Below are 22,071 nucleotides of genomic sequence, written 5' to 3' on the forward strand. Positions count from 1 at the left end.
GCATTTTTTTGAACGTTAAATCTGCATTTTAAATGCATCAATAAGGAAAAAACCATGATTTCCGACGCTTCCCGCCCCTATATCGACGCCAGCGTGCCGGTCCTGCGCCAACACGGCCTGACCATCACCAAGCTGTTCTACCAGAACATGCTGGGCGCGCATCCTGAGCTGACCCGCATCTTCAACATGGGCAACCAGGCAAGCGGGGCGCAGCAGCAGTCGCTGGCATCGGCGGTGTTCGCCTACGCGGCCAACATCGGCAATCCGGGCGCGCTGGGTCCGGTGGTCAATCGCATCGTCCACAAGCACGTCTCGGTCGGCATCCGCGCCGAACACTACCCGATCGTCGGCCGCCACCTGCTGGGCGCAATCGCCGCGACCCTGGGCGACGCCGCCACCGAACCGCTGCTGGACGCCTGGAAGGAAGCCTACAACTCGCTGGCCAAGCTGCTGATCGCCGCCGAAGCCGAGATGTATAGCACCGCCGGCATCCAGCCGGGCGAGACCCGCCCGATGCGCGTCACGGAAGTCGTCCGCGAGAGCGAGAACGTGGTGTCCTTCCGCTTCGTCGCGGCCGACGACAAGCCGCTGCCGGCCTTCCAGGCCGGCCAGTACGTCAGCGTCGCGGTCGACCTGCCGGACGGCAGCCACCAGCTGCGCCAGTACAGCCTGTCCGACGCCCCCGGCAAGGAAAGCCAGCGCATTTCCGTCAAGCGTGAAGACGCCGACGCCGGCACGCCGGCCGGCATGGTCTCGAACTGGCTGCACCAGAACGTGCAGGTGGGCTCGATCCTGCAGGTCTCGCATCCCTTCGGCGAATTCACTCCCGACACCGAAGGCGAGCAGCCGATCGTGCTGCTGTCGGCCGGCATCGGCATCACCCCGATGGTCTCGGCACTGAAGCGCATCGCAAAAGTGAATCCGCAGCGCCGCGTGATCTTCGCCCATGCCGCGCGCGACGCCACCCACCATCCGCTGCGCGAGGAAGTGGGCGCGCTGAAGGATGCGATGCCGAACCTGTCGCTGGTGACCTTCTATGAAGATGCGCAAGGCCGCATGGACGTGACCAAGCTGCCGTCCTGGCCGCGCGAGGGAGCGAATGTGTGGCTGTGCGGTCCGCACAAGTTCATGCAGGCGCAGTGGCTGTCGCTGCTGCACCTGGGTGTGCCGGCGGGGCGCCTGCATCGCGAGGTGTTCGGGCCGGAGCTGCTCGATCACCTGCTGTAATACCATCGACGGGCATGGGCACGGAGTGCCCACCCTACGTTGATGCGGCCGCCACGATATTTAATTCAGCATTTGAACGTGGTTGCCGCTCACCGAGCGCTGCCCCGGATTGCCGTACACGCGGATCCCGCCCGAACCGCCGTTCTGGGCGATCAGCGATTGGCGGACGTTGGCGGTGATGCCGCCCGAGCCCGAGGACGAGAGGTCGGCCTGGTCGCTGGACAGCTTGCCCAGGTCGAGGTGGCCGGAGCCGTTCGCGCGTGCCGTCAGCGAGCGCACTGTGCCGGTCACGCGCAGCTGGCCCGAGCCGTTCAGGTTGACGATCGCGTAGTCGCCGCGAACCTCGCCGACTTCCAGGCGGCCGGAGCCGCTCAGGTTCAGCCTGGCGTTGGCGCTCTGCAGGCGCGAGGCGTCGAGGCTGCCCGAGCCGTTGCTGCTGGCTTCCAGGCTGGCCACCTGGCCGGACAGGTTCACGGAACCCGAGCCGTTGCGGCGCACGGACAGCGGCGTGCCGCTCAGGCCTTCCACCGTGATGCGGCCGGAGCCGTTCTGGTTCAGGTCGGTCAGGCGCGGCACCGTGTAGATCACGTGCACCGGATTGCGGCTGCGGTAGGAGCGGTCGGCATAGATGTTCAGGGTGTCGCCGCGCACGTCGGTGCGGATCAGCGGCAGCAGGTTGCTGTCGGCTTCCACCACCAGCGAGGTTGCCGGGCCGACACGCACGTCGACCACGAAGGATCCATTCACGTCCAGGCCGTTCACGGTGCCGATCATGCGCTGGTCGCGCGCGGCCACGCCGTCGCCGTCGACCGTGTTACCGTTGAAGGGGGTCCGGACCTGGTAGTCGCCGTCGGCGCCGGGAGCGACGACGATGGCGCAGCCGCCGAGGGCGGCGAGGCAGGCGATGGCGAGCAGTGTACGCATGGGATGGCCTTTCTGTTAGTAGTGATTGAACTCTAACAAGGCGCGACCGGGCCAGCCCTCCTCATGCGACAAACTGCAGGAAACGCGGAACGAACGGCGTCAGCGCTGGCCCAGGCGGGTATCGCCGAACAGGTTCTTGTACTCGTGGGGCTGGGAGCGCCAGTACTGCGGCGGCGCGCTCACGCTGGCGCCGAGTTCGGCCGCCGCATGCCAGGGCCAGCGCGGGTCGTACAGCATGGCGCGCGCCAGCGCCACCATGTCGGCCTGGCCGGTCTGGACGATGGTCTCGGCCTGCTTGGCCTCGGTGATCAAGCCCACGCCGATCACCGGCATGCTGGTCTCCTGCTTGATGCGGGCCGCGAACTCGATCTGGTAGCCCGGCCCCACCGGGATCTTCTGCAGCGGCGACAGCCCGCCGCTCGAGACGTGGAGGAACTGGCAGCCGCGCTGTTCCAGCGCCTCGGACAAGGCCAGGCTCTGGCCCAGGTCCCAGCCTCCCTCGACCCAGTCGGTGGCCGAGATGCGCATGCCGACCACCATCTCCGGCGACACGGCCGCGCGGATCGCATCGAACACTTCCAGCGGGAAGCGCATGCGGTTCTCGAGCGAGCCGCCGTATTCGTCGGTGCGCCGGTTCGACAGCGGCGACAGGAACTGGTGCAGCAGGTAGCCGTGGGCGCCGTGGATCTCGATCGCGTCCAGCCCGAGCGCATCGGCGCGGCGGGCGCTGGCGACAAAACCTTCCTTCACGCGCTGCAGGCCGTCGGCATCGAGCGCCAGCGGCACGGTCTCGCCCTGCGCATGCGGGATGGCGGACGGCGCCACGGTCTGCCAGCCGCGCTGGTGATCCGGCGGGATGTTGGCGCCGCCCTGCCAGGGGACTTCGCTGGATGCCTTGCGGCCGGCATGGCCGAGCTGGATCGCGATCTTGATTGGCGAGTGGCGGCGCATCGCATTGATGACGGGTTCGAGCGCGGCCGCGTGCTCGTCGGACCACAGGCCCAGGTCCTCGGGCGAGATGCGTCCCTCCGGCGTGACCGCGGTCGCCTCGATGATCAGGAGGCCCGCGCCGGACAGCGCCAGGTGGCCCAGGTGGATCATGTGCCAGTCGGTCGGCAGGCCTTCGTCGGCCGAGTACTGGCACATCGGCGCGATGGCGATCCGGTTGGCCAGCTCCAGCGGGCCCAGCTTGATCGGAGAAAACAGCATGCTCATGGAAAAGACTCCCCTTTCGGTCGAAAGGGGTAGTCTAGCGCGCACGATTGAATTAGGTGCGCACCACCATGATTCCGGCGCGCAGACCCACACGCACGTCCGGATTGGGGAAGACGACGAATTCCTCGTCGTGCTGGACGGTATAGACGGTATCGCCGTCGGTGGCGATGACCTCGCCCTTTTTCAGGGGCGTAAAGTTCTCGGTGTCGCGCCCGAAGCTCATGCGGAAGGCATCGGACAGCTTCATGATCGACTGGGCGGTGTCGAACACCAGCGGCGCCTGCCCGGACGGCGCGGGCGCTCCGCGCAACAGCGCATGCAGCGCCGCGCTCATCGCCGCAAACTGCGACAGGTCGTTCCGCCCCAGGGTGCCGATGCGGCCCAGCTCCACCGTGCTGGCGGCGGCGCCGTGCCGCTCCGCCGTCCAGTACGAATAGGTACCGGCCGACTTCGGGTTCATGATGACGGCTTCGATGCCGCCCTGCCCCAGCCATTCGATCAGGGCCTTGCGCGCGCCCTTCTCGATCAGCTCCGGCACGATCGCGAACTTCGGATAGCGCGAGGCGCGGATTGCCGTGTGCAGGTCGAGGTGCCAGCGTTGCGGGCCGGCGCCGTCGAAGAACGCACGCGTCGCGGCGATCAGGGTGTCCGCCCTGCCCGCCTCGAAGGTGCCGGCGAGGTCGCCGCGTTCGAGGCGGAACATGCGGTTCAGGTCGGCGTCGATGAAACGCTTGCCGACCGCGATGGCGTCGATGCTGCCGACGCACAGCATCAGGTCCACCTTCAGTTCCCGCGGCGCGCGCGACAGCGCATCGAGCAGGTGCGCGACCATCTCGATCGGCCCGGTCTCGTCGCCGTGCACGCCCACCGACAGCAGCACGCTCGCACGCGCCGTGTCGGCATGCGCATGCTTCAAGGTCAGCACGCCCTTTGCAGGGAGGCCGACCGTGAAGCCGGCGTCGCGGAACAGGCCGGCCACCTGGCCGAAATCGGCCTGGGCCAGGACCCGTACCGATTCCGGCAGTGCTTCGAACGAAGCTGCGCTCATGGCTTGACTCAGCAACTTAGGCCGCGATGCGTTCAGGGCTCGAACCTTCCGACAGCGACCAGACGTTCAGCATCGCCTGTTCGAGGTCGGTCGGCTGGGCGAAGCCCGTCAGGCCCATGGCGCTGGTGACTTCCTGCACCGCGGCCTGCATGTCGCCGGTCTGCTTGCTGCGTTCCAGCACGGTCAGCAGCAGGCGCTGCTGGGTGCGGCGCAGGGCCTGCATCGCGTAGTTGCGCAGCTGTTCCTGCGACTTGCTGGTGGCCGGCAGCTTCAGGCCGCGCTCCAGCGTGTCGATGCCGGATTCGGCGCGCAGCAGCATGCCGACCTGCAGGAACTCGGCCAGCGACATGCCGCCAGGCCTCTGCACCGACACCGCCGCGAACAGGAAGGCCGCCAGCGATTCGACCGTGTCGACCGCCTTCCATGCCTGCGCGAAGGACGGCGGCAGGCCGGCGTGGGCGTCCGCATCCGACTTGCCCGGATTCAGGCGCGCCAGCTGCTCCGGCTGCGAGAACAGCTTGGACAGCTCGGCCATGCCGCCGGCGCCTGCCTGTTCGGCCGGCAGCGACAGCACGCCTTCGATCACGGTGCGCAGCATCACGCGGGTACGCACATCGACGGTCTGCGAGACGTCGCGCGGCACCTTCAGGGCGTCGGCGTCGAGCGCATCGAATACCGGCGCCAGGTGCAGGGCAGCCCAGGCCTGGCCCCAGGCCTTGACCACTTCGGCGTCGTCGATGCGGTGTTCCTGGGCCAGGTCGCGCAGCATCAGCGGACCGCAGCGGTTGACCGACTCGTTGGCCAGCACGGTCGCCAGGATGGCGTTGGCCAGCGGGTGCGCGAGCGGCTTGCGGGTGGCGACCAGCTGTTCCGGGAAGTACGGACGCAGCACGGTTTCGGCCCACGGTTGCTCGGTCAGCGGCAGGGCGGCCAGGATGCGCTTGAAGCGGTTCTTGACGTTGGCGATGACGACCGCCAGTTCCGGCGTGGTCAGGCCCTGGCCGAGTGCCTTGCGGCGCTGCAGCTCGGTCTCGGACGGCAGCTGTTCCAGTTCGCGCGAGACGGCGCCTTCGGCTTCGAGGCTGGCGATCAGGGCGGCATAGCCGTCCACCACCGCGCTGTTCGACTGGGCCTGGGCTTCGCGCACCAGCAGGTGGGTCTGCAGCTTGTTGTCGCGCAGGACCAGCTCTTCCACGGCACCGGTCATCTCGTTCAGCACGCGGTTACGGTCGGCTTCCGGCAGCTGGCCGGCATTGACTTCGGTGTCCAGCCAGATCTTGATGTTGACTTCGTGGTCGGAGCAGTCCACGCCTGCCGAGTTGTCGATCGCATCGGTGAAGATGCGGCCGCCAGCCAGGGCAAACTCGATACGGCCGGCCTGGGTCGCGCCCAGGTTGCCGCCTTCCGCCACGACCTTGCAGCGCAGTTCGCTGCCGTTGACGCGGATGTTGTCGTTGGCGCGGTCACGCACCTGGGCGTGGGTCTCGGTCGAGGCCTTGATGTAGGTGCCGATGCCGCCGTTGTAGAACAGGTCGACCGGCGCCAGCAGGATGCGGTGCATCAGCTCTTCCGGCGACAGGCTGGTCTCTTCGATGCCCAGCGCGGCGCGGACCTGCGGGGTCAGCTCGATGTGGCGGGCGCTGCGCGGGAACACGCCGCCGCCCTGCGAGATCAGGCTCTTGTCGTAGTCTTCCCACGAGGAACGCGGCAGCGCGAACATGCGCTTGCGCTCGTTGAAGGAGACGGCGACGTCCGGGGTCGGATCCAGGAAGATGTGGCGGTGGTCGAATGCGGCGACCAGTTTCAGCTGGTTCGACAGCAGCACGCCGTTGCCGAACACGTCGCCCGACATGTCGCCCACGCCGACCATGGTGATCGGGGTGGTGTTCATGTCATGGCCCATCTCGTAGAAGTGGCGCTTGACGGCTTCGAAGGCGCCCTTCGCGGTGATGCCCATCTTCTTGTGGTCGTAGCCGTTCGAGCCGCCCGAGGCGAAGGCGTCGCCCAGCCAGAAGCCGCGCGAGACGGCGATGCTGTTGGCGATGTCGGAGAAGGTCGCGGTGCCCTTGTCGGCAGCCACCACCAGGTACGGGTCGTCCTGGTCGTAGCGCACGGTGTCGTTCGGCGCGACGATCTCGCCGCGCACGCGGTTGTCGGTCACTTCCAGCAGGCTGGAGATGAACAGGCGGTAGACTGCTTCGCCCTCGGCCGCCACCACTTCACGCACGGCATCCTTCGGCATCTGCTTGCAGACGAAGCCGCCTTTCGAGCCGGCCGGCACGATCACGGCGTTCTTGACCATCTGCGCCTTCACCAGGCCCAGCACTTCGGTGCGGTAGTCTTCCATGCGGTCCGACCAGCGCAGGCCGCCGCGGGCGACCGGGCCGCCGCGCAGGTGCACGCCTTCGAAGCGGCGCGAGAACACATAGATTTCGCGCCACGGACGCGGTTCCGGGGCCAGCGCCAGGTCGGCGGTGGCGATCTTGAAGATGATCTTCTCCCCTTCGTTCTGGAAGTAATTCGTACGCACGGTCGCCATCACCAGGTCGACCAGGGCGGCCATGATCTCTTCGGTGTCGGCGTGGTTGACCTGGGCCAGGCCGGCCTTCAGCGCGGCCAGCTTGGCGTTGCCGGAGGCGCGCTCGTTTTCGCCCAGCTTCGGATCGAAGCGCAGCTTGAAGCCTTCGACCAGTTCGCGCACCAGGCCGGCGCGCAGGCGCAGGGTTTCGGCCATGTAGCGGGTCGAGAACTTGCTGCCGGCCTGGCGCCAGTAGCTGATGTAGGCACGCACCAGCTGCACTTCGCGGGTCGACAGTCCGCCTTCGATGGTCAGGCCGTTCAGGCGGCCGTCTTCGGCTTCATCGTTGAACAGGGCGGCGAACAGCTCTTCGGCCACCTCGGCGATGCCCGGCTTGGCCAGCTTGGCCGCGCTTTCCGCATCGACGATCAGGCTGGTCACGAAGTGGCGGGCGCCGTCGGTGGTGGTGATCGCGAAGGCCTGCTCGCGGTCGATCGCCACGCCGGCGTTCTGCAGGGCCGGCAGGATGCGCGACAGCGAAGGCAGGCTGCCGGTCGAGTACAGGCGGATCGACGCAGAGCTTGCCCCAGCGGTCGCGGCGTCGCTCTCGATGCGAACCGACACGTGGTTCGGCTTGCCGTTGCCGAGGATGGCGGCGACGTCGCGGAAGGCGACTTCCGGCGCGGTGGCGGCCACGTAGTTGACCGGCAGGGTCGGCAGCAGCTTGCGCAGCGCGTTGCGGGTCGGGACGTCTTCGACGCCATCGGTCAGCGTGGTGTAGCGGTCATGCCAGCCGTCCAGCACGGACAGCAGCGGCTGCTGGATGTCGGTTTCCAGGTCGAGCGGATTGCGCGCGGCCTGGGCGATCAGGTAGACGCGGGCCAGCGGGCCGTCGGCCACCAGGGTCTGGGTACGCACGTCGCTGGCGCCCGAGCTGTCCTTCAGGGCCTGGGCCAGGGCGGCCACCACGGCGGCGCTGTAGCGCTCGCGCGGCAGGTAGACCAGCACGTTCAGGTGGCGGGCGTAGACGTCGCGGCGCGCGAACACCTTGGCGCGCGGCTGCTTGTACAGCGAGACCACGGCGCTGCAGACCTGGGCCAGCCATTCCGGATCGGCTTCCAGCGCTTCGGTGCGCGGCAGCGATTCCAGGATCTCCAGGAATTTCTCGGCGCGGAAGCCTTCCTGGCGCACGCCGGCGATGCCGAGCACCTTGGCGACGCGGCCGCGCGCGAACGGCAGGCGCGCCAACGGGGTCGAGGTGGCGGCGCGGGTGAACAGGCCGATGAAGCAGTGTTCGCCGATGGTGTTGCCCTGGGCGTCGGTGGCGCGCACGCCGATGAAGTCGAGCGGCTGGTCGCGGTGCAGGGTGCCGGCGACGTCGGCCTTCACGATCGACAGGGTCTCTTCGCGCTTCGACAGGATCTCGAAGTCGCCCGGGATGTTCTGGATACTCGTCGCGTAAACCGGGTGCGAGGTGTCCTGCAGCACGCCGATGCGGCTCGGGATGTCGCGTTCGAGTTCGCGCACGCCCGGCTTGACGAAGTAGTAGGCATAGCCGAAGGGCTCGAAGCCTTCGTTCCTGGCCCATTCGAGGAAGGCGGCGACTTCCTGGCCGGCAGGCGTGCCCTGCGCGGCGGCGTCGGCGGCAACGGCGCTCATGCGGTCGCCCATGGCGACGGCATCGCGGTGGACGACGGCGGCGTCGCGCGCCACCATCTGCAGGCGCTCGACCAGGGCGGCCAGCTCTTCCTGCGGCAGGTCTTCACCCAGCAGGCAGAGCACATAGGATTCCAGCGGCGCGCCGGCTTCGCCGACGGCGACCACGGCGCCATTCGCGTCGCGGCGAACCGGCAGCACGGCATTCATCACACCGGTCGCCACCACGCGCTGGCGGCGCAGCGCCATCACGAAGGAATCGACCAGGTAGGGCATGTCCTCGTTGAGGATCAGGAGAGCAGTCGACATGCCGCAGCGCCCGTCGGTGTAGCGCATCTGGGCGATCTGGCAGCCCTGGCCGGTGCGTTGCGCAACCTGGGCGAAGCCGTCCTGCAGGATCGCGGCCAGGCTGTCCGGCGAAACGCCCGCCAGGTCCTCGTCGTCGAGGGAACCGAGCCAGGCGCCGATCAGCGCACCAAGCTGTTCGGCAGGCTTGTTTTCCGCATTTTTCTCGTTAACCAGGGCGAGCGTACGGGTACGCAGGTCCGACGGCATGTCTTTATTCATTTGCTTCTCCAAAGCTGAGTGTTGATGCCGAGTCCGTCGCGGCTTGTGGCCACGCGTGCTCAGGCTTATGCGGACGGGGTTGTCCCGTCCAGATTCCTTGCTTTCTTATCCCGAAAGCTAATCCGCTATTAGAACATGCCGTAAAGACGCTGGCGAGGCAGTTCTATATCCACGCGGCAATATTTTCGGGGGCTCTTCGTTAATCCAGGTCGTACAGTCCGGGCAGGCCGAGCAGACGCTCCAGTTCTTCCAGCGCGGCGGCGCATTCGATCGCCAGCTGCGGGTCGGCCAGGTCCTTCGGCTCGACGCGGTCGCGGTAGTGGCGCTCGACCCAGGGCACCAGCTTCGCGTAGAGCTCATCGGTCATGATCACGCCCTGGTGCATCGCGGCCGCCTCGTCATCGGTCAGCGCCACGCGCAGGCGCAGGCAGGCCGGGCCGCCGCCGTTGCGCATGCTCTGGCGCAGGTCGAACTCGATCAGTTCGTCGATCGGGCCGCCACTCGCGACCAGGCCGGCCAAGAAGCGCGAGACCGCGGCGTTCTCGCGGCATTCGTGCGGTACCACCAGCGCCATGCGGCCATCCGGTTTCGACAGCAGCTGGCTGTTGAACAGGTAGCTGGCCACCGCGTCCGCGACCGGCACCATGCCGGTATCGACACGCACCGCGGCGAGGTCGGCGTCCACGTTGGCGAGCGCACGGCGCAGCGCGTCCAGGGTCGCGGTCTCGTCGGCGAAAGCCTGCTCGTGGTAGAACAGCACGTTGCCGTTGCCGACCGCGATCACGTCGTTGTGGAACACGCCCTGGTCGATCACGTCCGGGTTCTGCGAAGCGAACACGGTGCGCGCCGCATCCAGGCCGTGCAGGCGGGCGATCGCCTGCGAGGCTTCGAGGGTCTGGCGCGCCGGGTATTTTTTCGGGCTCGGTGCGGACGGATCGAATTCCACGCGGCCGTAGACGAAGAACTCGACCCCAAGAGCGCCGTGGGCGCTGGCGAAGCGGGTGTGGTTCGCCGCGCCCTCGTCGCCGAACGCCGGCGTGGAAGGCAGGGGCTCGTGCACCACGAAGCGGTCGCTGTTCGCGAACAGTGCGCGCAGGGTGCGGGTCGACTGGATGTGCTCTTCGGCACGGTGCAGCTTGTTGTTCAGGTTGGCGGCCGTGAAGTGCACGCGGCCGTCCGCGGTGTCGCTCGACGGGCTGACGGTGGCGGCGTTCGCGGTCCACATCGGCGAAGCGGACCAGGCGCAGGCCAGGATCACCGGCGCTTCCCGATACGCCTGGGCCAGCACGTCGGCATCAAGGCCAGAGAAGCCGAGGCGCCGCAGCATCCGGAAGTTCGGGCGCGCCTGCGGCGGCAGCACGGCTTGCGCGAAACCGCGCGCGGCCAGTTCGCGCATCTTGGCCAGGCCCTGCAGGGCAGCCTGCCTCGGGTTCGACGCGCTCTTCACGTTGTTGAAGGAGGCGACGTTGCCGAAGGAGAGGCCGGCGTAGTTGTGCGAAGGCCCTACCAGGCCGTCGAAGTTGAATTCGCGGGCATTACGCATAGTGTTAGAAGCTCAGTCCGGGGGACAGTTTGGCCGGCATTTCCAGCTCGGAGGTTTCGATCGAGGCGACCGGGTAGGCGCAGTAGTCGGCCGCGTAGTAGGCGCTCGGGCGGTGGTTGCCCGACTTGCCGACGCCGCCGAAAGGCGCCGAACTGGCCGCGCCGGTGGTCGGGCGGTTCCAGTTCACCACGCCGGCCCTGGCCTTGACGGCAAAGCGCTTCCACAGCGCTTCCGACGGCGACAGCAGCGCGGCGGCCAGGCCGAACTCGGTGGCGTTGGCGGCCTTGATCGCGCTGTCGAAATCCTGCACGCGGATAATCTGCAGCAGGGGGCCGAACCATTCCTCGTCCGGGATGCCCTGCACGCCGGTGACGTCGACGATGCCGGCGGTGACGAAGCCGTTATCAGGATCCAGCTGGCGCATGCGCAGCAGCACCTTGCCGCCCTTCTCTTCCATCATCTGCTGGGCTTCGACCAGGCGCCTCGCCACCGTGCTTGATACGACCGGGCCCATGAAGGGTTGCGGATCGGCGTTCGAGGGACCGACCACCAGCTTGCCCGCCACCTCGACCAGGCGGTCGATGAAGGCCTGGCCCTGCGGGGTGTCGTGCACGATCAGGCGGCGCGCGCAGGTGCAGCGCTGGCCGGCCGAAATGAACGCCGACATCACGGCGTGGTGGACGGCGGCGTCGCGCTTGTCCTTTTGATCCTCTACGTCCCAGACCACCAGCGGATTATTACCGCCCATTTCCAGGGCCAGCATCTTGCCGGGCATGCCGCCGAACTGTTTATGCAGGGCGGCGCCGGTCTGGCTGCTGCCGGTGAACAGCACGCCGTCGACGATCGGGTTGGCGCCCAGCGCGATGCCGGTCTCGCGGCCGCCGTTGACCAGGTTCAGCACGCCTTTCGGCAGGCCGGCCTGTTCCCACAGCTGGACCGTGCGCACCGCGGTGCGCGGCGCATATTCGCTGGGCTTGAAGACCAGGGTGTTCCCGGCGATCAGGGCCGGCACGATGTGGCCGTTCGGCAGGTGGCCGGGGAAGTTATACGGGCCGAAGACGGCGAACACGCCATGCGGGCGGTGGCGCAGGACGGCATTGCCGTCGGCGACCCTGGCGGCGGTCTCGCCGGTGCGCGCGCCATGGGACTGCACCGAAATATCGACCTTGTTGGCCATGGTCGTGACTTCGGTACGGGCTTCCCACAGCGGTTTGCCGACTTCCTCGGCGATGATCGCGGCCAGTTCCTCGTTATGCTCCTTGAGCAGGTCGCGGAAGCGCTGGCAGATCGCAATGCGCTGCTCGAGCGGGGTCAGGGCCCAGTCTTCGAAGGCATCGCGCGCCGCTTCGACTGCGCGGGCCACGTCGTCGGCGTTCGATTCCTTGCTGGTCCAGGTCTGGCGGCCGGTCGACGGATCGATGGTGACCAGTTCCTGGCCGCTGCCGGCGAGCCAATCGCCGCCGATGTAATTCGAGAGGTTGGTATCAGCCATTCGTATTCTTCCTTACATTGAGTGACAGCGTGCGCACGGGGTCGCCCGCCTGGCAATGCAGCAGCTGCAGTTCGCGTACCGACAGCGCCACCTTGGTGCCGCCATCGCAGGTTTGCGCGAGGATCATGCGGAAATCGTCGAGCTTCGTGTTCGAGACCAGGGTGATGTCGCACTCGCCTTCCGCCGCGCCTTCCCCGGCCACGGTCAGCACGCTGTCGCGCACCGCACGCAGCTCGGCCACGCGGCCCTGCAGCACCGGGCCGGCGTCGAAGATGTCGACGTAACCCTCGTAGTGCATGCCTTCCTGCTCGAGCAGCTTCCTCGCCGGCAGCGTGGAGCGGTGCACCTGGCCGATCACGGCCTGGGCGTCTTCCGGCAGGTAGGCCACGTACAGCGGCTGGCGCGGCATCAGCTCGGCGATGAAGGACTTCTTGCCGATCGCGGTCAGGCCGTCGACGTGGTCGAAATCCATCTTGAAGAAGTGGCGGCCGAGGCCTTCGTAGAACGGCGAGGAGCCGTCATCAAGCTGGAAGCCGCGCATCTCGGCGATGATCTTCTCGGTGAACAGGTGCTGGAACTGGGCGATGAACAGGAAGCGGCTTTTGGAGAGCCACTTGCCGTTATGGCCGGTGCGGTATTCCGGCATCAGGAACAGCGAGCACAGTTCGCTCGAACCGGTCAGGTCGTTCGACAGGTAGAGCGTGTCCATGCGGGTGAACACGCCCAGCTCGCGGCTGGAATGGACCAGGGTGCCGATGCGGTAGTTGTAGAAGGGTTCGGTGAGGCCGACCGCGCCCTTGATGGCGCATACGCCGGCCAGGCGATGGTTGGCGGTATCGTCCAGCACGAACATGTAGTCGCGCTGTTCCGGCGGGATGGCCTGGGCGAAGGAAGCGACCGCGGTGTTCACGCGTTCGCCCAGCATGTCGCGGTCCGGTTTCAGGGTCGTCATGCCGCTGCCGACCTGGCGCGCCATCTCGATCAGCGGATCGATGTCGTCCAGGGTGATTGCGCGAATCAAGAGCATGGATCGGTTTCCTTTAAATGCGCACGCAGATGACGTTATCGCCCGGCGCGACGCCGAGCGCCTGCTGGGCCCAGGCGGGCAGGCACAGCGCCTCGCTGCTTTCGGCCGGCGCGCAGGTCACGACGATGGCGCGGAACTTGCGCTCGCTGCTGGCCACCGCGTAGCTGGCCATGGTGTCCGGCGCGCCCGGCGGCTGGTCCTGGGTCGCGACGCGGCGCACCATCGAGCCGCGGAAGGAACGCAGCGCGTTCTTGTGCGCCTGCAGGATCGGGCCGCCGTCGAAGATGTCGATGTACTCGTCGGCCTCGAAGCCTTCTTCGGTCAGCAGATCGAAGGCCAGCTGGCCATCCGGGTGGATCTGGCCCATGGCCGCCTGCGCCGGACCGGGCAGCAGCGGCACGTACACCGGATAGTGCGGCATCAGCTCGACGATCAGGGTGCGGTTGCGGGCGCCGCCGATGGTGCGTTCGGCGTCGAGGAAATCCATCTTGAAGAACTTGCGGCCGAGCGCATCCCAGAACGGCGACTGGCCGTCGTCGTCGGTGACGCCGGCCAGCGGCACGAAGAAGCGGTCGCCGAAGCGGTGCGGCGCCAGCACGGCGTACAGCAGCCTGGCGCGCGACAGCAGGGCCGCTTCGGGGCCGGCGCGGTAGTTGGCCTTATTGCGGTGGCGGATCGTGAAGCCCGACAGCTGCGAATAGGCGGTCAGCTCCGAGCACAGGGTCAGCGCATGCACGCTGTGACTGATGTTCAGGTCGCGCGAGACCTGCTGGATCACATCGTTGCGAAACGCGAAATAGGTGCCGTTCGAGCCGGCCGAGGCGTGGATCGAAGCGGTGCCCACCAGTTCATGGTGCTCGAGGTCCTCCAGCACGAACAGATAGGTTTCCTCGCTGGGGATGTCGACGTGGGCCGCGAACGAAGCGCTTGATCGTTCGACCAGGGCGGCGATCTTCTCGCGCGTGCGCGGCAGGGTATGCACTCCCGGCATGGCGGTGGCCAGCAGCGTCTCGAGGGCGCCGACATCCGCGGGCTCTACCGGACGGACAACATACATGGGAACTCCCGATCAAGAGTCAGGCAGGCCGGCTGCGTCGAAGCAGCCGGCGGATGGCGCGTATCAGCCGGCGATGAAGGCCTGGGCGGTGTCGCGCATGATGCGGTCGGCTTCGAGCAGCTGGGCGTCGCTGACGACCAGGGCCGGCGCCAGGCGCACGACGTCAGGGCCGGCGATCAGCAGCATCAGGCCGAGCTTTTCGGCGGCCTTGGTGTAGTCCTTGGCGCGGCCCTTGAAGCCTTCTGCCATCGGCAGGCCGATCAGCAGGCCCTTGCCGCGCGGCTTGCCGAACAGTTGCGGGAAGTCGGCCGACAGTTTTTCCAGCTGGGCGAACAGCTTGGCGCTGGCTTCGTTCACGCGGGCCAGGAAGGCCGGCTGGTTGATCTGCTCGAGCACGTTCAGGGCGACGGTCGCGGCCAGCGGGTTGCCGCCGTAGGTGGTGCCGTGCGAGCCGACGTTGAAGTGCTGGGCGATCTCCTCCAGGGTCAGCATGGCGCCGATCGGGTAGCCGTTGCCCAGGGCCTTGGCCGAGGTCAGGATGTCCGGGGTCACGCCCACGTTCATGTAGTCGTACAGGGCGCCGGTGCGGCCCACGCCCGACTGCACTTCGTCGAACACCAGCAGGGCGCCGGTCTTGTCGCACAGCTCGCGCAGGACTTTCAGGAATTCGATATCGCCCGGGATCACGCCGCCCTCGCCCTGGATCGGCTCGACGATCACGGCGGCGACGTCGTCAAGGATCGCGGCGCGCGCGGACTCGATGTCGTTGTAGGCGATGTGGTTGATTTCCTGCGGCAGCGGCTCGAAGCCTTCGGTGTACTTCGGTTGGCCGCCGACCGAGACGGTGAACAGGGTGCGGCCGTGGAAGGACGACAGGCAGGACACGATGCGCGACTTGTGCGGACCGAACTTGGTGTGCGCGTACTTGCGGGCCAGCTTCAGCGCGGCTTCATTGGCTTCGGCGCCGGAGTTGCAGAAGAAGGCGCGGTCGGCGAAGGTTGCTTCGGTCAGGGCCGAGGCCAGGCGCAGCACCGGCTCGTTGGTGTAGCCGTTACCGAGGTGCCACAGGGTATTGATCTGGCGCGTCACGGCGTCGACCAGCAGCGGGTTGCAGTGGCCGAGGCTGGAGACGGCGATGCCGGAGGTGAAGTCGAGGTAATGCTTGCCCTCCTGGTCCCAGACATCCAGGCCGGAAGCGCGCACCGGGACCATCGCAGCCGGAGCGTAGGTCGGGACGAGGACCTCGTCGAAAGTCTGGCGTGTAACTGGCCGCGTGGTGACACCCGATTCGAGCTTAGCATTCATGACGTTCTTCCTCATCCAGATAAGAGTCGCGCGAACTCCAGCAGCCGCGCCGAGCGACCCATTATAGAAACACGACCCTTGCAGTTCTTTCCAAACTGCGACAGGCATTTTCATTTTTGGACGAGCAACTTTTGCGCTATCTCAAGCAAAATTCGGGGTCAGAGCACTTTATTTTGTCAAATTCTTCAATTTTGCAGGCATGCTCCGGCAATATCTGCCATCCTCGCCCATCTCGCCTAGGAAAATGGACCTGACCCCGAAGTTGGGAAATTACTCGGCGAGTTTGCGCTGGCGTTCTTCGCGCGGGGTGTTGCCGAACAGGGCGCCGAAGGCGGTGGAGAAGTGGGAGCCGGAGGAGAAGCCGCACATCAGGCCCACCTGCACGATCGAGTGGTTGGTGTCGCGCAGCAGCTGGCGGGCGCGTTTCAGGCGCAGTTCGAGGTAGTAGCGCGACGGCAGGCTGCCCAGGTATTGCTTGAACAGGCGCTCCAGCTGGCGCCGCGAGATGCCGGCCAGCTGGGCGATCTCGTCGGTCGAGAGCGGCTCTTCGATGTTGGCTTCCATCAGGGTCACGGCCTCGGTCAGCTTGGGCTGCAGCACGCCGAAGCGGGCCTGCAGGGCGACCCGCTGGCGCTCTTCCTGGCCGCGCACGCGGTCCACGCACAGAATTTCCTTGACCTGGGCCTGGACCGTGGCGCCAAACAGGATGTCGACCAGGGTCAGGGCGAAGTCGATGCTGGCGCCGCCGCCGCAGCAAGTCAGGCGCGCGCCGTCGATCTCGAACAGGTGAGGGCTGAACAGGGCCTGGTCGGCAAAGGTCTCGGCATCCGGGTACAGCGACCACGGCAGCGCGGTGCGCACGCCGTTGAAGGCGCCCGCCTCGGCCAGCCACAGCACGCCGGCGCCCACGCCTCCCCAGCAGGGCGCGGCGCGGCAGCGCTGGGCCAGCAGACGCATATTGGCGGGGCGCAGGCCGGCCTCGGCCTCGTCGGCGACCAGCAGCACCAGGTGCCACTGGCGCTGGCCGTCGCCGCCGAATTTATCGGGGGTGCGCACGTCGACGATCAGGCGCTGCGGCCCCACCATCTTGGCCGCCAGGCGCAAGGGCTGCACGATCCCGGCCCAGGTCAGGGAATCCGGCTCGCCGGCATTTACCAGCAGCACGCGCAAGGGCGCTTCCTGCGCGAGGCTGGACAGTTCAGCGTGCGACATCGAAACGATGCGGAACAGGGGTCGGGATCATCACTCGGGGGCGAGCGCGCCCGCCGGGCGGCTCTCGGTATTCCATTGACTGACAATCATACCGGATATCAACAGGGCGGCGCCGAGCCAGCCGCGGGCCGTCATCGCCTCGCCTAGCCAGAAATAGCCGAAGAAGGCCGCCGCTCCCGGCTCGAAGGCATAGATCACGGCCGCCTCGTTGGCGCTGGTGCGCGACTGGCCCCAGGTCTGCAGCGAGATGATGGCGGCGGTGCAGACCACGCCCAGGTAGGCGAAGTTCGGCCAGTAGGCCAGCAGGCTGGCGCCGATGTAGCGCCAGTAATTGTTCGCGTCCTCCAGCACGCCGACGCCGCGTGGCACTTCGCGCAGCAGCAGCCACACGGCCGCGCACACGGCCACGGTGCCGATCTGGGCCGCCGTCACGCTCAGCAGTTGTTTCGCGGTGCGGGTGCGGATCTCCATGATCTTGACGTAGGCACCGAAGCAGAAGGCGCCCAGCAGCGCCAGCGTGTCGCCCGTACCCCAGGCGCCGCCGTCCCAGCACAGGGCCGCCAGGCCGGCAACCGCCAGCACCAGCGCGAACACGATGCGGCGCTCCGGCAGGCGTCCGCCGAGGATGCCCAGCAGCGGCACCACCAGCACGTTCAGGCCGGTGATGAAAGCGTTGCGGTTCGAACTGGTCAGCGCCAGGCCCTCGACCTGGAACAGGTAGCAGAAGAACAGGACCAGGCCCAGCAGCACGCCCGCGCGCAGGTCGCTCCAATGCGCGCGCCACAGGAAGGGCGACAGGATGACGAGCGCCAGCGCAAAGCGCGTCAAAATGATCCACACCGGAGAAAAGGTCACGGTGAGGTCTTTCATGGCCGGGAAGGTCGTGCCCCACACGAGGACGACGAGGATGAGGGCGGCAATGCCGCGCAGCTGCTGGGTCATGGCGATATGGTAACTGTCGCGGCCGCAAAACGCGAATCCCGGGCGGCGACCCTCCGGGCGCGCCGACCGCTATAATCCGATCCAGCACACAAGAAAGGAAGACCCACCCGTGAAAACCGCCCTGCTCGAAGGTAAAAAGCCCGCCCATTTCGACAAGCACATCATCGGCAACCTGCTGCTCGACGTCGCCCCGCCCGACGAGGTGAAGCAGGAAAAGATGCTGATCGGCGTGCGCAACGAAGCCGGCGAAATCTATCGCCTGATCGGCGCCACCAAAATCAACAGCTTCATGAACGCGGTCGAGGAATTGTTCGACCTGGGCCTGGTCGACGAACTGCAAGACACGGAAGAGCCGAAAGATGGCTGCGACGCCATTTTCAGCGAGCCCTAAGCCGTATAATATTTCCCCATGGACAGACTCGACGCCCTCAAGAGCATCGCCGCGCAAGCCGGGCGCGGCGAGCTGGCCTTTCCGACCCACGTCAACGCGACGCTGAAATTGCAGCGCGCGCTGAGCGATCCCGACTGCCACGTCGAGGAAGCCGCACGCCTGGTGCAGACCGAGCCGCTGCTGGCCGCGCGCACCGTCGCCATCGCCAACTCGGCCGCCTATAACCGCGCCGGCAACGACGTCACCAACGTCCGCGCGGCCGTGCAGCGGGTCGGTTTTCGCACGCTGGGGGCGCTGGCCGCCTCCGTCATCGTGCGCCAGCTGGCCAGCGGCGTCAGCGACCCGCTGCTGCGCGCCAAGGCCGACCAGCTGTGGCAGCACTCGGCCAACGTCGCCGCGCTGGCGCTGGTGATCGCGCGGCGCGTTTCCTTCGTCGATCCGGACACGGCGATGTTCGCCGGCATCGTGCACGAGGTCGGCGGCTTCTATCTGCTGTCGAGAGCAGGCGAGTTCCCCGGCCTGCTGGACGGCGGCGCCGACGAATGGATCGAGCACGGCCAGATCGAGATCGGCCGCGGCGTCCTGCTCAAGCTGGGCGTCCCGGGCCCGGTGATGGATGCGATCGAAGCCCTGTGGAACGGCATGCGCGCCCTGCCGCCGGAAACCCTGGGCGACACCCTGATGCTGGCCAAGGACCTGGCGCCGGTTCCCTCCCCCCTGCTCGAACGCCCGGGCTTCAGCCCGACCCAGGCCAGCGCCACCATCGACTTCGCGGTCGGCGACGGCACCCTGGCGCTGGTCCTGCAGGAATCGGAAGACGAAGTGCGCAGCCTGGTGGCGGCGCTGGACTGAGGCCGGCCCTCAGCCGAAGCCCGGCAGCGCCTTGTCCGCGCCAGGCCGGCATGCGCGAGCGCGCTGCGTTTGCCGGCAAGCCGATTGATGCAGGCGCCGGCGGCGACGGTATCGGCGATGCTGTGGAGATTTTCGGCGGGCGGACCGAATACCGTATAGATGAGAAAAGTATGACGCCCCCATCCATCCTGCAGGCAAACGAGCAGGCAAAAAAAAACCCGCTCCAGGGAGCGGGTAAAGTCCAAAACTAGGGATGTCCTGAAAGAGACGAGTCCATCTTAGTTCCCTGAACCTGAGCACTCTGTGCGCGAACTCACATTTTTTAACATTTCGCGCGAACTTTGTAAAAAAATGCGCCACCGCAAGATGGCGCAAAACGGGCAACGGTTAAACACCGGAGAGAACGTCGCCGCGAGTGAACGCTGAGCCTGCATCCTTGTATCGCTAGGGAGCGGGCAGGATCACTTTGTCGATCACGTGCACGACGCCATTCGACGCCAGGATGTCGGCGGCGGTGATGTTCGCCATGCGGCTACGGCGGTCGGTGACGACGAGCGTCGAACTCACCTGGAAGGTCTCGCCTTCCACGGTCGTGATCGGCGTATTGAGCGGCACTTGCGCCTTCAGTACCAGTCCCGGCACCACGTGGTAGGTCAGCACCTTGGTCAACAGCGCTTTATTGCCCAGCAGTTGTTCCTTGGTGAGGCCCAACTCTGCCAGCAAGGAGGCGAACGCCGCATTGGTCGGCGCAAAGACCGTGAATGGGCCGGGCGCGCTCAAGGTGTCGGCCAGTCCCGCGGCTGTGACTGCTTCAACCAGGATACTGAAATCCGGGTTGGCTGCCGCCACCTGCACCACTGTCTTATCAGCTGGCAAGAGCACCTTGTCGATGGCGTGGATGACGCCATTCGATGCGGGAATATCCGCCTGCACGATCTTGCTGGTCCGGTTGCGTCCGTCGGAGATGACCAGATCGGCTCCCACCTTGTCCGCTTTGAAGAAGCCACCCGCCGCCGGCATGATCGGCTTGCCGATCGGCACCTGGGTACTGGTTACGCTGCCGGAGACGACGTGATACTTCAATACCGCGGTCAACAAGGCCTTATTGCTCAGCAATTGATCCTTGCTCAGCCCTAGCTCGGTAAGGAGGGCCGCAAAGGCATCGTTGGTCGGGGCAAACACCGTCAGCGGCCCCGGTGCGGACAGCGTGTCGGCCAGGCCCGCAGCCTGGACTGCTTCCACCAGGGTGCTGAAACGGCTGTCCTTTTGGGCCACCTGCACGATGTTGCCGGGATGATTGCCACCGTCGCCGCCGCCCCCGCCGCACGCCGCCATCGAAGCGACCAGTAACAGGCCGGCGATTCCTTTTATCCAACGAAACATGATGGACCTCCCTTCAGAGTGACGCCGCGATGGGATTGGGGATCACTTCGGCATCAGCACCGTATCGATGGCGTGGATGACGCCGTTATCGGCGGCGACATCGGCAGCGACCACGGTCGCCTTGTCGACATGGACCTTGCCACCTTTCATGCTGAAGTGCAGGGGACTGCCCTCCACCGACTTCACCATTCCCGGCTTGACGTCGGCAGCCATCACCTTGCCAGGCACCACGTGGTAGGTCAGCACCTTGGTCAACGCAGCCTTATCCTTCAGCAAGGCATCCAGTTTCGCTTTGGGCACTTTCGCAAATGCCTCGTCCGTCGGTGCGAACACGGTGTAAGGCCCCGGCCCCTTCAAGGTATCGACCAGGCCGGCGGCTTCCACCGCCTTGACCAGCGTCGTGAAATTGCCTGCGGATTTCGCGGTGTCGACGATGTCGGCTGCCTGGGCCACGGCGCAGGACAACATGAGAGACGTAACGAGCCAGAACTTTTTCATTATCGATTCCTTCTTCAAGCGTTGAACTGGTAAGAGAAGCTGGACGAGCCAGCGATGCGTGTATGCCACGTTCTGAAATATAGGTTGGACAATTACACATGTCCAGACTTTGTATCTATATAATTCGAATATTACGGTTCAAATACGGTTCATCATGACAAAGCAAACTGAACATGCACAGGACGGCCGGTCGACCGCTCCCGGCGAGGTCACGTATCGCAGTGGCGTAGCGGCACGCCTGGCGGGCTTGCCGGTGGAGACCTTGCGCGTGTGGGAACGCCGTTACGACCTGTCCGAGACACGCCGCTCGGCCCATGGCCAACGGCTGTACACGGCGTCGCAGGTACAGCGCCTGGGCTTGCTCAAGCAACTGGTCGACCAGGGCCATCCGATCGGCCAGCTGGCCCATCTTTCGATCGATGAGTTGCGTACCCTCGGGGGCGCCGACCAGGCCGGCGACAGCGCGCCGCCAGGGCCGATCGATGTGGTGGTGATCGGCCCCGGCCTGGCGCGCCGGATCGGCGCCAGCCCGCGCGACACGGCGCTGCTGAACGTCCTGGACAGCTGTCCACGCCTCGACATGTCCGCGTTTCCACGCCCCGGCCTGCACGCGGACGTGCTGCTGGTCGAGTTGGCGGAGCTGGACGAAGGCGCCATCCCGATGATCGCTGCGACCAGCAAGGCCTTGCAGGCGGCGGCAACCGTGGTCCTGTACCGCTTCTGCTCGAATGCGACCATTCGCGCGTTGCGGTCGCAAGGATGGCTGGTGGCGCGCGTGCCGTCCGAGATGGGCGAGCTCATCCCTTTGTGCCGCCAGGCGCTGGAGGGCCAGCGCCTGCCCGCTCGGCACGCCGAGCAACTCCCGCCGGCGCAGCGCTTCGACGAAGAATCGCTGGCCAACCTGACCGCGGCAAGCAGCAAGCTGGCCTGCGAGTGCCCGCGGCATATGGCGGAGCTGTTGCTGATGATCGGCAGCTTCGAGCGCTATAGCCAGCAATGTGCTTCGCGCAACACCATGGACGCGCAGTTGCACCTGGATCTCGGCCATGCGGCGGGACGCGCGCGGGCGATCCTGGAAACGGCGCTGGAACGGCTGGCGCGCGCCGAAGGCCTGCCACTTCCATTAAAAGGCGCAAATGCATCATGAACCGATATTGCACCGATTAATGAACCATAATCGACCATGATATTGCGGACGAGCGCTATACTTGTCC

18 protein-coding genes are annotated in these 22,071 nt (G+C 66.4%); 5 read left to right on the forward strand and 13 right to left on the reverse strand.

The features are described 5' to 3' along the window. The first annotated feature begins 54 nt into the window (after positions 1-54). Positions 55-1,227, forward strand: coding sequence for a globin domain-containing protein (locus AC1DOP_RS13435; protein ID WP_477251678.1), 1,173 nt, complete (start codon positions 55-57; stop codon positions 1,225-1,227). 60 nt (positions 1,228-1,287) lie between these two features. Here AC1DOP_RS13435 and AC1DOP_RS13440 read toward each other — a convergent pair whose 3' ends face one another. From AC1DOP_RS13440 to AC1DOP_RS13490, 11 genes are all read right to left on the reverse strand, one after another. Continuing rightward, positions 1,288-2,151: a head GIN domain-containing protein gene (locus AC1DOP_RS13440; protein ID WP_442123936.1), complete on the reverse strand. Its 864-nt coding sequence runs from the start codon at positions 2,149-2,151 to the stop codon at positions 1,288-1,290. A gap of 99 nt (positions 2,152-2,250) precedes the next feature. Next, positions 2,251-3,366: an NADH:flavin oxidoreductase/NADH oxidase gene (locus AC1DOP_RS13445; RefSeq protein ID WP_477251681.1), complete on the reverse strand. Its 1,116-nt coding sequence runs from the start codon at positions 3,364-3,366 to the stop codon at positions 2,251-2,253. A 52-nt stretch (positions 3,367-3,418) separates the two neighbouring features. Then, positions 3,419-4,414, reverse strand: a complete 996-nt coding sequence (locus AC1DOP_RS13450; RefSeq protein WP_442123938.1) for a succinylglutamate desuccinylase — start codon at positions 4,412-4,414, stop codon at positions 3,419-3,421. A gap of 16 nt (positions 4,415-4,430) precedes the next feature. After that, on the reverse strand, positions 4,431-9,155 hold the full coding sequence (locus tag AC1DOP_RS13455) for an NAD-glutamate dehydrogenase domain-containing protein (RefSeq protein ID WP_477251684.1): 4,725 nt from the start codon (positions 9,153-9,155) through the stop codon (positions 4,431-4,433). Positions 9,156-9,354: 199 nt separating this feature from the next. Then, complete coding sequence (astB, locus tag AC1DOP_RS13460) at positions 9,355-10,698, reverse strand: N-succinylarginine dihydrolase (RefSeq protein WP_442123940.1); 1,344 nt, start codon at positions 10,696-10,698, stop codon at positions 9,355-9,357. Between the two features lie 4 nt (positions 10,699-10,702). After that, positions 10,703-12,190 (reverse strand): succinylglutamate-semialdehyde dehydrogenase, encoded by a 1,488-nt coding sequence (astD, locus tag AC1DOP_RS13465; RefSeq protein WP_442123941.1) that lies wholly within the window; start codon positions 12,188-12,190, stop codon positions 10,703-10,705. Beyond that, positions 12,183-13,217, reverse strand: a complete 1,035-nt coding sequence (gene astA, locus AC1DOP_RS13470; RefSeq protein ID WP_442123942.1) for an arginine N-succinyltransferase — start codon at positions 13,215-13,217, stop codon at positions 12,183-12,185. The genes astD and astA overlap by 8 nt, the downstream gene beginning before the upstream one ends. Before the next feature lie 13 nt (positions 13,218-13,230). After that, entirely contained in the window at positions 13,231-14,274 is a 1,044-nt protein-coding gene (locus tag AC1DOP_RS13475; protein ID WP_442123943.1) for an arginine N-succinyltransferase, read from the reverse strand. Between the two features lie 63 nt (positions 14,275-14,337). Continuing rightward, positions 14,338-15,579, reverse strand: coding sequence for an acetylornithine/succinyldiaminopimelate transaminase (locus AC1DOP_RS13480; protein ID WP_442123944.1), 1,242 nt, complete (start codon positions 15,577-15,579; stop codon positions 14,338-14,340). A gap of 270 nt (positions 15,580-15,849) precedes the next feature. After that, positions 15,850-16,791 carry a GlxA family transcriptional regulator gene (locus AC1DOP_RS13485; protein ID WP_442123945.1) on the reverse strand — a complete coding sequence of 314 codons (942 nt, stop codon included), beginning with the start codon at positions 16,789-16,791 and terminating at the stop codon, positions 15,850-15,852. A 30-nt stretch (positions 16,792-16,821) separates the two neighbouring features. Next, a complete protein-coding gene (locus tag AC1DOP_RS13490; protein ID WP_442123946.1) occupies positions 16,822-17,733 on the reverse strand; it encodes a DMT family transporter in 912 nt (303 codons plus the stop codon). A 109-nt stretch (positions 17,734-17,842) separates the two neighbouring features. Here AC1DOP_RS13490 and AC1DOP_RS13495 point away from each other — a divergent pair, with 109 nt between their 5' ends. Genes AC1DOP_RS13495 through AC1DOP_RS13505 form a run of 3 tightly spaced genes read left to right on the forward strand, consistent with a single transcriptional unit; the run spans position 17,843 to position 19,227 of the window. Continuing rightward, a complete protein-coding gene (locus tag AC1DOP_RS13495; RefSeq protein WP_442123947.1) occupies positions 17,843-18,124 on the forward strand; it encodes a hypothetical protein in 282 nt (93 codons plus the stop codon). An 18-nt stretch (positions 18,125-18,142) separates the two neighbouring features. After that, a complete protein-coding gene (locus tag AC1DOP_RS13500; protein ID WP_442123948.1) occupies positions 18,143-18,976 on the forward strand; it encodes an HDOD domain-containing protein in 834 nt (277 codons plus the stop codon). 50 nt (positions 18,977-19,026) lie between these two features. Next, the gene (locus AC1DOP_RS13505; RefSeq protein WP_477251688.1) at positions 19,027-19,227 is read left to right on the forward strand and encodes a hypothetical protein; all 201 of its coding nucleotides are present in this window, start codon (positions 19,027-19,029) and stop codon (positions 19,225-19,227) included. A 193-nt stretch (positions 19,228-19,420) separates the two neighbouring features. Here AC1DOP_RS13505 and AC1DOP_RS13510 read toward each other — a convergent pair whose 3' ends face one another. Together AC1DOP_RS13510 and AC1DOP_RS13515 are read right to left on the reverse strand one after the other, a co-directional pair. After that, positions 19,421-20,359: a fasciclin domain-containing protein gene (locus AC1DOP_RS13510; protein ID WP_477251690.1), complete on the reverse strand. Its 939-nt coding sequence runs from the start codon at positions 20,357-20,359 to the stop codon at positions 19,421-19,423. Positions 20,360-20,401: 42 nt separating this feature from the next. Further along, positions 20,402-20,857 (reverse strand): fasciclin domain-containing protein, encoded by a 456-nt coding sequence (locus AC1DOP_RS13515; RefSeq protein ID WP_442123950.1) that lies wholly within the window; start codon positions 20,855-20,857, stop codon positions 20,402-20,404. 154 nt (positions 20,858-21,011) lie between these two features. On the opposite strand from AC1DOP_RS13515, the gene AC1DOP_RS13520 reads away from it, so the two are divergent. Next, the gene (locus AC1DOP_RS13520) at positions 21,012-22,004 is read left to right on the forward strand and encodes a MerR family transcriptional regulator (protein ID WP_477251692.1); all 993 of its coding nucleotides are present in this window, start codon (positions 21,012-21,014) and stop codon (positions 22,002-22,004) included. Positions 22,005-22,071: the final 67 nt, after the last annotated feature.

Source organism: Massilia sp. 01N410 (assembly GCF_056399665.1).